Source organism: Nostoc sp. DedQUE05 (assembly GCF_034530955.1).
Taxonomy (GTDB): Bacteria; Cyanobacteriota; Cyanobacteriia; order Cyanobacteriales; family Nostocaceae; genus Nostoc.
This window is the reverse complement of the sequence record NZ_JAVRCB010000021.1, coordinates 123,434-136,522: the sequence shown is the minus strand read 5'-3', so window position 1 is coordinate 136,522 and position 13,089 is coordinate 123,434. Positions and strand designations below refer to the sequence as shown.

Annotated in this window: 13 protein-coding genes; 10 read left to right on the top strand and 3 right to left on the bottom strand. The window is 41.4% G+C overall.

Translation table 11 applies throughout. The features are described 5' to 3' along the window. From RMZ42_RS17585 to RMZ42_RS17575, 3 genes are all read left to right on the top strand, one after another. Positions 1-326, top strand: a 326-nt coding sequence (locus RMZ42_RS17585; protein WP_322672590.1) for a hypothetical protein, incomplete at its 5' end; no start/stop codon positions are given. Continuing rightward, positions 326-808 carry a hypothetical protein gene (locus RMZ42_RS17580; RefSeq protein WP_322672589.1) on the top strand — a complete coding sequence of 161 codons (483 nt, stop codon included), beginning with the start codon at positions 326-328 and terminating at the stop codon, positions 806-808. The genes RMZ42_RS17585 and RMZ42_RS17580, both read left to right, overlap by 1 nt. Positions 809-835: 27 nt before the next feature. After that, a complete protein-coding gene (locus RMZ42_RS17575) occupies positions 836-1,201 on the top strand; it encodes a hypothetical protein (protein WP_322672588.1) in 366 nt (121 codons plus the stop codon). On the opposite strand, the gene RMZ42_RS17570 is transcribed toward RMZ42_RS17575, so the two are convergent. After that, entirely contained in the window at positions 1,202-1,492 is a 291-nt protein-coding gene (locus RMZ42_RS17570; protein WP_322672587.1) for a hypothetical protein, read from the bottom strand. Positions 1,493-1,734: 242 nt separating this feature from the next. On the opposite strand from RMZ42_RS17570, the gene RMZ42_RS17565 reads away from it, so the two are divergent. The 6 genes from RMZ42_RS17565 (at position 1,735) to RMZ42_RS17540 (ending at position 8,519) form a co-directional block, all read left to right on the top strand. Continuing rightward, positions 1,735-1,899, top strand: a complete 165-nt coding sequence (locus tag RMZ42_RS17565) for a hypothetical protein (protein ID WP_194042887.1) — start codon at positions 1,735-1,737, stop codon at positions 1,897-1,899. 218 nt (positions 1,900-2,117) lie between these two features. Further along, complete coding sequence (rpsB, locus tag RMZ42_RS17560; protein ID WP_190913288.1) at positions 2,118-2,912, top strand: 30S ribosomal protein S2; 795 nt, start codon at positions 2,118-2,120, stop codon at positions 2,910-2,912. A 238-nt stretch (positions 2,913-3,150) separates the two neighbouring features. Beyond that, positions 3,151-4,095: a translation elongation factor Ts gene (gene tsf, locus RMZ42_RS17555; protein ID WP_322672586.1), complete on the top strand. Its 945-nt coding sequence runs from the start codon at positions 3,151-3,153 to the stop codon at positions 4,093-4,095. 367 nt (positions 4,096-4,462) lie between these two features. Next, positions 4,463-5,323, top strand: coding sequence for a hypothetical protein (locus tag RMZ42_RS17550; protein WP_322672585.1), 861 nt, complete (start codon positions 4,463-4,465; stop codon positions 5,321-5,323). 98 nt (positions 5,324-5,421) lie between these two features. Beyond that, positions 5,422-7,917 carry an ATP-dependent DNA helicase RecG gene (gene recG / locus RMZ42_RS17545; RefSeq protein WP_322672584.1) on the top strand — a complete coding sequence of 832 codons (2,496 nt, stop codon included), beginning with the start codon at positions 5,422-5,424 and terminating at the stop codon, positions 7,915-7,917. 227 nt (positions 7,918-8,144) lie between these two features. Continuing rightward, positions 8,145-8,519, top strand: coding sequence for a hypothetical protein (locus RMZ42_RS17540; protein ID WP_322672583.1), 375 nt, complete (start codon positions 8,145-8,147; stop codon positions 8,517-8,519). Positions 8,520-8,619: 100 nt separating this feature from the next. Here RMZ42_RS17540 and RMZ42_RS17535 read toward each other — a convergent pair whose 3' ends face one another. After that, on the bottom strand, positions 8,620-9,558 hold the full coding sequence (locus RMZ42_RS17535) for a glycosyltransferase family 2 protein (protein ID WP_322672582.1): 939 nt from the start codon (positions 9,556-9,558) through the stop codon (positions 8,620-8,622). A 279-nt stretch (positions 9,559-9,837) separates the two neighbouring features. Here RMZ42_RS17535 and RMZ42_RS17530 point away from each other — a divergent pair, with 279 nt between their 5' ends. Then, positions 9,838-12,177: a PhoX family phosphatase gene (locus RMZ42_RS17530; RefSeq protein ID WP_322672581.1), complete on the top strand. Its 2,340-nt coding sequence runs from the start codon at positions 9,838-9,840 to the stop codon at positions 12,175-12,177. A gap of 478 nt (positions 12,178-12,655) precedes the next feature. Here RMZ42_RS17530 and RMZ42_RS17525 read toward each other — a convergent pair whose 3' ends face one another. Then, entirely contained in the window at positions 12,656-12,916 is a 261-nt protein-coding gene (locus tag RMZ42_RS17525) for a hypothetical protein (RefSeq protein ID WP_322672580.1), read from the bottom strand. Positions 12,917-13,089: the final 173 nt, after the last annotated feature.

Sequence of the window (13,089 nt, the reverse complement as noted above, 5' to 3'; positions counted from 1 at the left end):
GTGGAGTGTATTTAATGGCTCTTGTTAATCCAGCATCAGTAACAGTAACTGAATCAACTAGTGGCACTTCAACCCCTACCAGTGTTGCTGGTAGTACAAGTAACACTACAATCCTGGCTGCCAATTCCAATCGCAAAGGTGCAACAATTTGGAATGATAGCACCGCTACTCTATATCTAGAATTTGGTGCAACCGCAGCAACAAACGCTTTTACTGCCAAGTTATCAGCAGGTGGTTATTACGAAGTGCCATTTCATTACACTGGCGTAATTAGTGGTATCTGGTCGGCTGCTAATGGCAACGCTTTGGTTCGGGAGTTGACATAATGCCTTTATATACCCCCTCTGTTTCTTCTAATGGACTTATTTTCATTCAACTAAGAGAGACTCAACCATCTGGAACAGAGGGGGGAAATGCCACAGCAGGAAGTTGGAATAAGCGAAAGCTTAATAATATTGCGACTGATGATACAGCCTCGGTTATTATTTCTAATAACGAGTTTGTATTACCTGCTGGAACTTATATATTGAATGCAGTTTCACCTTTTTATAGAACTGCAACATCAAGAATTAGGTTAAGGAATGTTACTGATGACATTGTTTTGTTGAATAGTAGCTCGATCTATCCTGGGTCTGGGGTAGATGTTCAATGTTTAGCAGAACTTAGCGGCAAGTTTTCAATAGCCGCAAATAAATCTTTAGCGCTTGAATATCGAGTATTTCGGAATCAGGATTCAGCCTCTTTAGGACTTTCTAGCGGTTGGGGAGTCGAAGAAATATTTTCGGTAATTAATTTATTTAAATTATAAAAATTAAAGCTAGAAGCACTCCTTTAAATGAAAATTGATATTAATAATGCTTTAACCATTATTCTTGGGTTGCTTACTTTGATAGGAGCTATTTACCGATTGGCACAGGTAGAAGCAAATATCAATGCCAAAATCAATAGAGTTGAAAATACTGTATTAGCAGCTGTCGATCACTTAAAAGACAACTTTGTTGATCGGTTGTACACAGTTGAGCGAAAAGTAGATGTGCATCTAACTGAGTACAACGAAAAGAAACTTTTTGTTGAGTATCGTCTGAACGGTATTGAGACTATGGTTAAGCACAAGTTTGACAGGCTTGCCAACTGGGTTAAGCAGATAGCCGGTTTTCTCAACAAACAATCTAATTTCCAAATCCGAGATGACAAGTTTTAGTTACTGGGAGTTTACATTTTGGTTGTAAATCTCTAGCCATCGATCTAGAGTGACAAACACCTCAGACTTTTGATCTTTTTCCCAGATCCACCACCCACCAGCCAATCCTGCATAAAAATTAAAGTCAGCTATTTCTCGTAAGGTTAGGTCATCTGAGCATGACCTGACCTTTTTCCATAGGATAAACTCAAGCCCTGAAAGCCAGCCAGCAGACCACATCCTTTCCGAAAAACTACTCATCATCTGTTTAAGAAATTGTTTTGGATCTTCTGCGATGGTTAATTCATTCATGTCTTGTGGGGATTCAATCTAGTAAGTCTCAACAATACTGATTTTATTGAGAAGACTGTTTTATACAGTCATTCCCAAGCAAAACTGAATCAAAAGATAAATAAACCGCCAGCCCTCTAAGCACCCAGAGACGCTAAGAGATTAACAGATACTTCAAGCACCGGTTAGCGTTTTATTTCCTACTTCCACTAGAAAGTCCAAGATCAATAAGAATTTACCTTTAAATACTGAGGTATAAAATTATGCAAGAAATTGAAAGATTCTTTGGCAACTTGTTCAGTGGCATAATCAACCGCTTTAAATATTCTGCGATGGACGCTGCCGATCGCAAAATGAGAGAAACCATCGACGATCAGATCGAACAACGGCGGCAAAAACCTAAACCCGAAGATCGAGAAGACCGCTAGTAGACCTTTAAAACAGCAAGATTTTCATTAATAGTGCTGCCCAATTGTTGAGTAGGCAGCACTATTTTTTTGACCTCATTCGGTCAAGCAACTACAACTCTTCGGAATATGTTAACCTAGTATGGTTAACTAATCTCGCACATCTAAGAATTCGGGTGTTTCCCGATTGGGAAATACACTTGGATGGAGGTTTAACCCGAATCGGAGTTGAAAAATATATGCCAGTAGTTTCATTGGCTCAAATGATGGAGTCAGGGGTTCACTTTGGGCATCAGACCCGGCGTTGGAACCCAAAAATGTCTCCTTACATTTATACTTCCCGCAATGGCGTGCATATTATCGACTTGGTGCAAACTGCCCAGTTGATGGATAATGCTTACAACTACATGCGATCGCACGCAGAACAAGGGAAGAAATTTCTTTTTGTCGGCACCAAGCGTCAAGCAGCTGGAATTATTGCCCAAGAAGCTAGCCGTTGTGGTTCTCACTACATTAACCAACGCTGGTTGGGCGGAATGTTGACCAACTGGGCAACCATCAAGACACGGGTTGACCGTCTAAAAGATTTAGAACGCCGTGAAGAAACTGGCGCACTAGATTTATTGCCGAAAAAAGAAGCATCAATGCTACGTCGGGAAATGACGAAGCTTCAGAAATACTTGGGCGGCATTAAAACAATGCGAAAAGTGCCCGATATCGTGGTAATCGTAGACCAACGCCGGGAATATAACGCAGTTCAAGAATGCCAAAAGCTGAATATTCCTATTGTGTCCATGTTGGATACAAACTGTGACCCCGATGTAGTTGATATCCCCATCCCAGCAAACGACGATGCTATCAGGTCAATTAAACTGATAGTCGGAAAATTGGCAGATGCCATTTATGAAGGGCGTCACGGTCAGCTGGATGTTGAAGATGATTACGAAGATTACGACGGTAGTGAGTATGACGATGACTACGAAGAAACCGAATATACTGATGCCGTAATTCCCGACGAGGAAACAGAAGAATAGTTCTGAGTCAAGAGTGCTAAGTCCTGAGTAAGATAGAAAGACTCAGCAAATTGAATAGTGCTGAGTCTTGATTTTTGAAGTTGTAAGTTGTGATTTGTCAATGAAGAATAAAATTGATAACTGAACACTCAAAACTCAGCACGGGCTAAACGCCCCGCTAACGCTAACAAAACTCAGTACTCAGTACTAAATTAGGTGAGCGATTACAACTCGAGGTCAAGTTAGGAATTGAGGCAACATGGCGGAAATATCTGCAAAACTCGTCCAAGAGCTACGCCAAAAAACTGGTGCTGGCATGATGGACTGCAAAAAAGCGCTGATAGAGACTGATGGCAATATAGAAGAAGCCATAGACTGGCTACGGAAAAAGGGCATCTCTAAGGCGGGGGGAAAAAGCGATCGCATTGCGGCAGAAGGTTTAGTAGACACTTACATTCAGCCCGAAGGTCGAGTAGGTGTACTCATAGAAGTCAACTGCCAAACCGACTTTGTTGCTCGTAACGAGGCTTTTAAAGCTTTAGTTAAGAATCTAGCAAAGCAAGCAGCGACAGCTGATAGTGTTGAGTCTTTGCTGGCTCAACCCTATATTGATAATGAAAGTGCGACTGTAGAAGAATTTATCAAGCAAACCATTGCCACCCTTGGTGAAAACATCCAAGTGCGCCGCTTTGTTAATTTTGCAATAGCAGAAGGCACACAAGGTGTAGTAGACAGCTACATTCACACTGGCGGTCGAGTTGGTGTATTAGTAGAACTGGGTTCCCAAACTGAATCAGTGGCTACTAATTCAGAGTTCCAAACCTTGGCACGGAACACTGCAATGCAAGTTGCGGCTTGTCCTAATGTCGAGTATGTGAGCGTAGACCAAATCCCCGCCGAAATTGCCCAAAAGGAAAAAGACATTGAAATGGGCAAGGATGATTTGGCGAACAAGCCTGAAAACATCAAAGAAAAGATTGTTCAGGGACGGATTGAAAAACGCCTGAAAGAATTGACTTTGCTCGATCAGCCTTACATTCGCGATCAGAGTATTTCCGTAGAAGACTTGATAAAACAAGTCAAGACTCAATTAGGTGAAGAGATTCAAGTGATTCGCTTTGTCCGTTATATACTGGGCGAAGGCATTGAAAAGCAAGAAATCAGCTTTGCTGATGAAGTCGCTGCACAAATGGGCACTAAGTAATATTAGTTAGGAGTTAGGAGTTAGGAGTTAATAGGAAGTTAACTTCATAATTCATAACTTATAATTCTTAATTCCTAACTGCTTAAAGTACAGGTCAAGCAAATAGCCTGACCTGTCTTTTATTTAGTAAGAGACTTACAAATAAAAAAATATCCTAACTCCTGTGGGGTGGGCGACACGATAGCCCAGTCGATATGGCGGGCAAGATGCCCACCCCACAATATTGGATAATTTATTTCTTGGAGTTCCCTAAAAGACAGAAAATATCGCATTTAATTTAAAATATAAAATTCTCTGGAAAGTTATCCTAAAATAAATTTGTACATTTGTACTATGTAATGGTTCAGATGGGCAAGAGCGAAAAAATATGGCAAGAGCAATCGAGCGAATTGAGCAGGATATTGCAGCACTCCAAGAAGCGATCCGGGCGATCGCAATCGAACTACAAAGCGCTTATGCTAGTTATCTAAACACCTTGGGGCTAGCTGTACGCAAACAGTTGATTCTCGCGAGTTACCACCTCTGTACCCAAGGATATCCCGAAAACTTTCTGCATTTGTCATTGAATCAGCGCCAACAATTGCAACAAGCCATCCGCAAGTTGGGTGAACTCGCAGCTGAACAATTGCTCATTTATCTTACAAGTGAAGAATCAGGGGAAGATGAGGTAGATGAGATAGATGAAGGAGATGAAACGCATGAGATGGATGAGGAAGTAACACCCTCTTCATCTTCACTATTTCTGGACACTTCTAATTCTCAGTATCTCACTGCCAACACCTCCGATCCTATAGAACTAGCAAAATGGCAACAGAAATTAGAAGAGGTTGCGCAAGAGATACTGAAAAAACTTTCGCATGATGCTAACCTTTTGTTACAAAAAGCTGGAGTATTGCCGAAAAAATTACCAGAACCGATTTTAGCAGCAGCAGCGGCGGCATCAGAAGCATCTGCTGAGGTCATGCCAGGGCCCCCCAATTTATTAAACTTAGTAATTGAAATTGAAAATGAGCAACAGTCAGAAGATTCTGGACTGACTCAAATCATGGCTATTAACCTGCGGCTAGGAGAAATTGAATTTGCTGATGTGACACTTTCCTCCGATCGCAAGCGAATCCGCAGTATTTTAGTTCAGCTAAACAAACTAGGACGAGAGTATAAAAAAAGATATAAAGAAAAGGCGATCGCTGAAGCGGAAGCTGCATGGCGCGCTAGTTGGTTTGAATAAAGTTATGAGTTATGAATTATGAGTTATGAGTTATTTATTCTTAACTCCTAACTCCTAACTCCTCACTCCTAACTCCTCACTCCTAACTCTGCTGACCAATGACTAATGAAAAACCAGATTGGATACGATTGCACAAAGCCTTGGCAATAGAAGCTGAACGTGGCTTTACAGACTTGATGGGCAGAGAATATCGTTTCAGTGAATTTCTGAGCCTAACTTTGGGCAAATTCCCAACAGGCTTACCCCAAATTGAACGCCGCCGTTGGCAAGGATTAGCAGTGCAATTTGCTAGTTATCCACATCTAGCACTGGAAGAAAGGCAGCATTTAGTAGCAGAGACTCGTAGGTATCTTTCCCAACTACAGCAAGAGGAGCAGGGGGAGCAGGGGAAGCAGGGGAGCAGGGGGGCAGGGGAGCAAGGGAAAACTTATCAATCCAAAATCCAAAATCCAAAATCTAAAATTATCTCTGAGGTGAGTCGGAGACTTGCACCAAAAATTGAGCAAAAACTCAGTGATTTACCAGAAATAGGTTTTAAAAAAGCTGATAATTTGGCACGGCTTGGTTTACATAGCGTCCGTGACTTGCTTTTCTACTATCCTCGTGACCATATTGATTATGCGCGTCAGGTAAATATCCGCGAGTTACAGGCAGGTGAGACGGTGACAATAGTGGCTACAGTGAAGCGTTGCAACTGCTTTTCTAGCCCTAAAAATCAGAAATTATCAATTTTAGAACTGGTAGTAAAAGATAATAGCGGTCAAATCAAAATTGGTCGTTTTTACGCAGGTACGCGCTTTAGCAGTCGCGCTTGGCAAGAAAGTTTAAAACGCCGTTATCCAGTAGGTAGCATTCTGGCAGCCTGTGGATTGGTGAAAGAAAGTAAATATGGCTTGACACTGGATAATCCAGAACTAGAGGTTTTGGCAAGCCCAGGAGATACGATTGAGTCGCTAAATATTGGGCGGGTAGTACCAATTTATGGACTAACTGAAGGCGTGGTGGCGAATACAGTGCGACAGGCGGTAATTGCTGCTTTGCCTGCTGCGGCTAACCTGAAAGATCCTTTGCCAAGTGGTTTGCGGCAGAAATATGGTTTGATGGAATTGAAAGATGCGATCGCTAATATCCATTTTCCCAGTGATAGCGCCGCCCTACAAGTTGCCCGTCGTCGCCTAGTTTTTGACGAATTTTTCTACCTGCAACTTGGGTTGCTGCAACGTCAACAGCAAGCAAGAGCGATTCAAACCAGCGCTATTCTTGTCCCGCGCGGTCAACTTGTAGAGAAATTTCACGAAATACTGCCTTTTCAACTCACCGGCGCCCAGCAACGAGTTCTTAACGACATTCTCAACGATTTACAAAAACCTGTACCAATGAATCGTTTGGTGCAAGGTGATGTCGGTTCAGGTAAAACAGTCGTCGCTGTGTTGGCTATCCTTGCAGCAATTCAATCTGGCTACCAAGCGGCACTAATGGCTCCCACAGAAGTTTTGGCAGAACAACATTATCGCAAGTTAGTTAGTTGGTTTAACCTCTTGCATTTACCAGTGGAATTACTTACAGGTTCGACTAAAGCTGCTAAACGAAGACAAATACATTCTCAGTTAGGAACTGGTGAATTACCTCTGTTAGTAGGAACCCATGCCTTGATTCAAGACCCTGTAAACTTTCAGCAATTAGGGTTAGTAGTGATAGATGAACAGCATCGCTTTGGGGTAGAACAACGGGCACGTTTGCAGCAAAAAGGCAATCAACCTCATGTGTTAACTATGACAGCAACTCCTATTCCTCGAACCTTAGCACTGACGATACACGGGGATTTGGATGTGAGTCAAATTGATGAGTTACCACCAGGACGGCAAAAGATTCAGACAACAGTATTATCAGGTCAGCAACGCAACCATGCTTACAACCTGATCCGCCGAGAAATTGTCCAAGGTAGACAAGTTTATGTGGTTTTGCCCTTGGTGGAAGAATCAGAAAAATTAGATTTGCGATCGGCTGTTGACGAGCATCAAAAGTTACAGGAAAGTGTTTTTCCCGACTTTCAAGTGGGGCTGCTGCACGGTCGTATGAGTTCAGCCGATAAGGATGAAGCGATTACCAAATTTCGTGACAACCAAACGCAAATTTTGGTTTCTACTACTGTTGTTGAGGTTGGTGTAGACGTACCTAATGCTACAGTAATGCTCATTGAAAATGCAGAGCGATTTGGACTATCGCAACTGCACCAACTGCGGGGGCGTGTTGGTCGGGGTGCGGCTCAATCTTACTGTCTGTTGATGAGCAGTTCTAGAAGCCCTGATGCTCAACAACGGTTGAAGGTATTGGAACAATCTCAGGATGGCTTTTTCATCTCCGAGATGGATATGCGTTTTCGTGGCCCAGGGCAAGTACTGGGAACTCGTCAATCTGGAGTGCCAGATTTTACCTTAGCGAGTTTGGTTGACGATGAGGAAGTTTTACTTTTAGCGCGGCAAGCAGCGGAGAAAATAATAGAGATGGATGTTACTTTAGAGCGCTGGTATTTGATGAAAGAAGAGTTGAAGTATCGGTATGAGCGTTTAATGGGTGGAGCGATTTTAACGTAATATATCTCAGTTAGTTTAAGAGAGAAACTGACTATGCATTCCTACCTTTTAAAAGTAATTTATTCCTTTAACTTGGCATACTTTTACTTTTCTTAGATTTCACTTATCTGACCCAAGGCATGAAGGATGCAGTTTATAGTCCAATAGCCTAAACATGGGTTGAAGATGATATCAGCAGAACACATTAGTAAAATATAAAATAATTATCCTTTAAGAATAATTGAGGAATGTCCAATACAATAGTAAGATTAATTCTATCGACAGTAACAATAGCAGCACTGATAGGAGCGAGATTTTTTGCGATCGCCACAGTGCGTTTGAAAAATTTTAAGTACAGTTTATTAACATTTTTGCGCTCATTTATTGTTGCCTTACTTGGTTCTAGTGCTGGTTTTTTTCTTGGTTGGCTGTGGTATAAATGGACGCTTAAAACTGACCCAAGTTTCTCAAATCCTAACCTGAGCGGTCTAAGTCAGGGAATAATGGCAGGATATTTAATTACTGTTTGGTTATTTTGTGTTCAAACTGGAACCATTCTAGGTGGGATTTGGGGCGGAGTCCGTGGGTTAAAGTATTATCAAACACGTAGCAAACGTACCTGAGCGTCCGCGCTTTTACCCTATGTCGTCTTCCCCCCATTACCCGACATCCTGCATCTTTACACAGTTGATTACATGGTGGTACTTACCAAAGGTGTTTAAATCACGATGCTTGCTGTATTTCGGCATAGGCTTGATAAACACCCTTCACGTTATACCAGTTGAGGAAAATTCGGGCAACTTCTAAAGCTAATTGCGGTTTGCCTAAATTAATTAGCCATTGCAATAACGGAGCCATTGTCCGTTCATTTAACGCACCATTAAGTGACAAAATCCCCCAAAGTAAGCGATGCAGCCAAGTCATTTGAATCATCATTCGCACTTCCCATGTGGGATGCTTTTGATAAAACAAAACTCCCATACGTCCGCGTTGAATTTCTTGGTCAATTAATCGGGGAATTTGCTCTAAGTTAAATGCTGGATGCCAGTGATATCCTACGGCTTCTGGACATTTAATTAGTGTCAAACCTAGTTTTTTTAGCCGCACACCTAATTCTAAATCTTCCCAGCCATAGAGTTGAAAGCTAGTATCAAAAAGTCCGGCTTTATCTAACCAATGTTTGGGGATTGCTACATTTCCAGTAGCAAAAAAAGCTGCTGAAAAATCGGTTACTTTGTAGGGTTCAGCGGTTGGATTGTTGAAATTGCAAGTATTAATAACTGCACCATAAGTAAAAAAGCGATCGCTCCCCAATTTCTCTTTCCCCTTTACTAGTGCTTCAGCATGAGCTTGCAAGAAATTCTTCAGCACTACTAAATCGCTATCAATAAAGATAATTGTCTCTCCCTGCGCCTGTTCTACCCCCAAATTCCGGGCCGCAGCTGGGCCAGCATGATCTTGCTCAAACCAGCGCACATGAGGAAACTCTTCTTTGTGTGCTGCTAACCACTCCAATGTGCCATCAGTAGAACCATCATCCACCAAGACAATCTCGTAATTAGTAACCGTTGGCTGACTTAACTCCTGCAACTCCAAGGCGCGGAGGCACTTTTCTAAAATCGGTTGGCGATTATAAGTCGGTATCACAATGCTGAAAAACACAGTCTCACCCACAACACTATTGATTTATCCATCTCCAGGATAGGACAGATGGGGCGCTGACACTGTTCCTTACTTGATTTGAGCTAAGGAAATAGTCAGAGGTGATAATTTTTAGTTAATTAACTTATAACCTAAGCTTAATTATTATCAACTAAAGTAAATAATCAAATAATCATTCTTTTATTATTAATAGTTTGTTAATTATTTAAAATTCCAAAAAATCTCACAAGTTAGAGTTTATTTTTACTAATTTTTTCGATCGCACCAGAGGAAAGTTGAATGTCTAAATTAAGTCGGAGAGAACTTTTAATATTTCTTGCTGGTAGTGCTGGTGCTGCTATTTTGGGAGACAAACTTCTAAATAGTTTTGCTAGTGGCGCAGATGCAAAAACCGCCAGTCTCAGCTTTACACCTGTACGCTTACCACATCCTCTACCAATTTATCAACAACAGAAAAATTTCTTACCAACAGGAATTGGTCAGGGAGAAGTAGTTAATGCATCTGCGGATATTAAGTTAGGTAGCTACAACGTTATTGATGATGTGATAGTGCCGCCAGAGTACGAACGTTATGTAATTGTCAGTTGGGGCGATCGCGTCTTTCCCAACAAAGATGATTATTTCGGTTATAACAACGATTTCACTGGATTTATTCCCCTTGGTAAAACTAATGATGTCGGGTATTTATGGGTGAATCATGAATACGTTAGTTTTCCATTTTCTAATTTAGTCGTAGAAGATTCATCCGATCTGAAAGGACTGCCCGACGCATTTGAAAACGTCATTGGTTGGGCTTTACCCTCCAGCAGAAATATTGAAGTCGAAGGTGAATTTTTATATAATCAAGGCGGCTCAATCGTTCGTATCTCTCGCCAGAATAACAATAAACGTTTTACTGTAGTCAAAGATGCCAAAAATCGCCGAATTCATGGTCTTTCTGGGTTAGGAATCAATAGCCAACGCAATGATGATTACAAAAGTATCACAGCTTGGGGAAGTCGCAATCATCAAAAAGGTGACAAAAATTATTTAATTGGAACTGGCCCGGCTGCAACCCAAGTTTTTAATCTTTCTTCTGATGAATTGGGCAACAAAATGATTGGTACTGCTTTCAACTGTTCTGGCGGTAAAACTCCTTGGGGAACGATTTTATCTGCGGAAGAAAACTTCCAAAATAGCGTTACAGAAGGAGTCAAAGCTAATGGTACTCAGACAGATTATACAGAGAAAACTATCGGCAAGACTTTTGGATTAGTTGGCGAAAAATACGGCTGGATTGTCGAAATTGACCCCAAAAATCCGAAATTTCGTCCCCGCAAACACACTTCGTTGGGTCGTTTTCGCCATGAAAATGTTGCCCTGCGTGTTGAAAAAGGCAAAAAATTAATTGCTTACTTGGGTGATGACAGACGGGGGGGACACACTTGGAAATTTGTCAGCGCAAACACTATTTCTTCACCCACCAGTAAAACGAACAGTAGTTTATGGGAAAAGGGAACTTTGTATGTTGCCCGTTACAATCCAGACGGTACAGGTAAATGGATACCGTTACTTTTAACTACCGCTACCAATCCAATTACGCCGACAGTTCTATCTTCTGTAGAATTTGCTGCATTGCAGAAAGTACAAAAAGAAGGTCTTTTACCACTACCGAGACGCAATGGGATTGCAGGTGAAACCAAAGATGGTGGTACATTTAAATGCGATCGCACTAACGAAGCAAAAGCATTACCTGATTATCAAAATAAGAAACTTTCTGACTTCTACTCTAGCCAAGGTGCTGTTCTGAGTGATGCCTTTTTAGCTGCAAACTTAGTTGGGGGAACTCCCACAGCGCGTCCTGAAGATATAGAAGTGCATCCAACCACCAAAGAAGTATTCATTGCCTATACTGATGGTGCGCCCGGAAGTGATGGTTATCCTGATTCGCGGATTTTTCAAGTTGCCAAGTTAAATACAGATGCCAAGGCGACTCAGCAATCAGGAGGACTGTACAAAATTATTGAAGATAGTGCCGATGCCACAGGTTTAACCTTTCGGTGGCAGAGATTTGCCCAAGGTGGCGAAGCCGGTTCAGTTAATGGTGCTGGTTTTGCCAACGTTGATAATCTAGTTTTTGACAATCAAGAAAATGTTTGGGGTGTCACGGATATGTCTACCGGCACTCACAACGGTTTTGATGTAGGTGCTGAAGGTAAGCAAACCAAAATCGATCATACAGTTAGTGGTAATGTTTCTGATTTTACTGGAGTATTCGGTAATAACTGGCTGTTTTATATCCCGACCAGTGGTGCAAATGCCGGACAGGTAATACCATTTGCTCACGGGCCAGTGCGTTGTGAGATGACCGGGCCAACTTTTGTCGGAAATACACTGATTATTTCAGTACAACATCCTGGTGAAGATTGTCCAATTAACGATGGCACAATGCTAAGTCGCAGCATTGAATTACTAGATTTGAATGGTAGTACATTTAATCAAACTCGAAGTTTACCTCGTGGCAGTAGTTGGCCGAGTAATATCTCAAAAAATGATGGTGGTAAGGAGGAAGCTACAGGTATTCCCCGACCATCTGTAATTGGTATCCGCCCGAAAAATTCTCGCAGTAAGTTTATTTAACAATACAGCATTCTGAATTAAGTTTTGAACGAAAAAGCTACACGTTGCATCTCTAAAAGATGCAACGTCATGTATATAAAATTTGTGTAAGCTTATTTCAGTATTTACAGTAAGTTATATTTTTAGTTGGGGTGTAGGCGTAGCCCTCATACATAGCAATCCTATCTAAGAGGTTGTTTAAAAGTGGTATGTTGTGATTTTAATCGAATTATTACCCCCCTTAATCCCCCCTTATAAATGCGGGAAACAAAAAAATCCGGTTCCCTCACGCCACTTGCTTCAAGTCGGCAGAGCCGCCCAACGCAGTGGCTCCCCTTTATAAGGGGAGGGTTAGGGTGGGGTAAAAATATTTAATACATCAATCATGACTTTTCAAATATCCTCTAAGCTGTGAAAATCAACAAACCACTTTTTTTGCGAAATGCCAAGAAAATAAAAAGAAGATTTCACATCTAATTTAGGATTGCTATAGTTGCGATCAGGCATGGAGATTTGCTTGTTCCTGCAACCACGGATCTACAGGTTGTCCATCTTTGCGGCGTAATTCAATTTCCACAACCATCACTTCTTTGGAACCAGGAGGTGCAGGTTTTTTATGGAAAATAATGTCATAATCTTCTGGATTGTGTTTACGTTCTTTCAACCATTCCTGTACCTTGGTTGTGGCAAATAATGATTGCCCTTGCTCAAACATTCGGGTAATCTGCAATTGTAGTGTGTAAGGATTTATGCGACCCATTTTCTACCGCCTTTGTTAAGTTAATTTGAGGACAAGTAATCTGCTTACCGGAGATAATCTAATGTTAATGCGAAGTAACCACATCTGACACTTACCATATAGGTATAACTTACAGTTTCAACACCTTGTTATCTGTAAGAACAAAGTCCGAACCTTCTTTGGTGGATGATCTA

Bases quoted from the DNA above. Each gene is read 5' to 3' on its own strand.
- RMZ42_RS17540 (WP_322672583.1), top strand. From the start codon at position 8,145: ATGTCCAATACAATAGTAAGATTAATTCTATCGACAGTAACAATAGCA.
- tsf (WP_322672586.1), top strand. From the start codon at position 3,151: ATGGCGGAAATATCTGCAAAACTCGTCCAAGAGCTACGCCAAAAAACT.
- RMZ42_RS17530 (WP_322672581.1), top strand. From the start codon at position 9,838: ATGTCTAAATTAAGTCGGAGAGAACTTTTAATATTTCTTGCTGGTAGT.
- recG (WP_322672584.1), top strand. From the start codon at position 5,422: ATGACTAATGAAAAACCAGATTGGATACGATTGCACAAAGCCTTGGCA.
- RMZ42_RS17580 (WP_322672589.1), top strand. From the start codon at position 326: ATGCCTTTATATACCCCCTCTGTTTCTTCTAATGGACTTATTTTCATT.
- RMZ42_RS17570 (WP_322672587.1), bottom strand. From the start codon at position 1,492: ATGAATGAATTAACCATCGCAGAAGATCCAAAACAATTTCTTAAACAG.
- RMZ42_RS17550 (WP_322672585.1), top strand. From the start codon at position 4,463: ATGGCAAGAGCAATCGAGCGAATTGAGCAGGATATTGCAGCACTCCAA.
- RMZ42_RS17565 (WP_194042887.1), top strand. From the start codon at position 1,735: ATGCAAGAAATTGAAAGATTCTTTGGCAACTTGTTCAGTGGCATAATC.
- RMZ42_RS17575 (WP_322672588.1), top strand. From the start codon at position 836: ATGAAAATTGATATTAATAATGCTTTAACCATTATTCTTGGGTTGCTT.
- RMZ42_RS17525 (WP_322672580.1), bottom strand. From the start codon at position 12,916: ATGGGTCGCATAAATCCTTACACACTACAATTGCAGATTACCCGAATG.
- rpsB (WP_190913288.1), top strand. From the start codon at position 2,118: ATGCCAGTAGTTTCATTGGCTCAAATGATGGAGTCAGGGGTTCACTTT.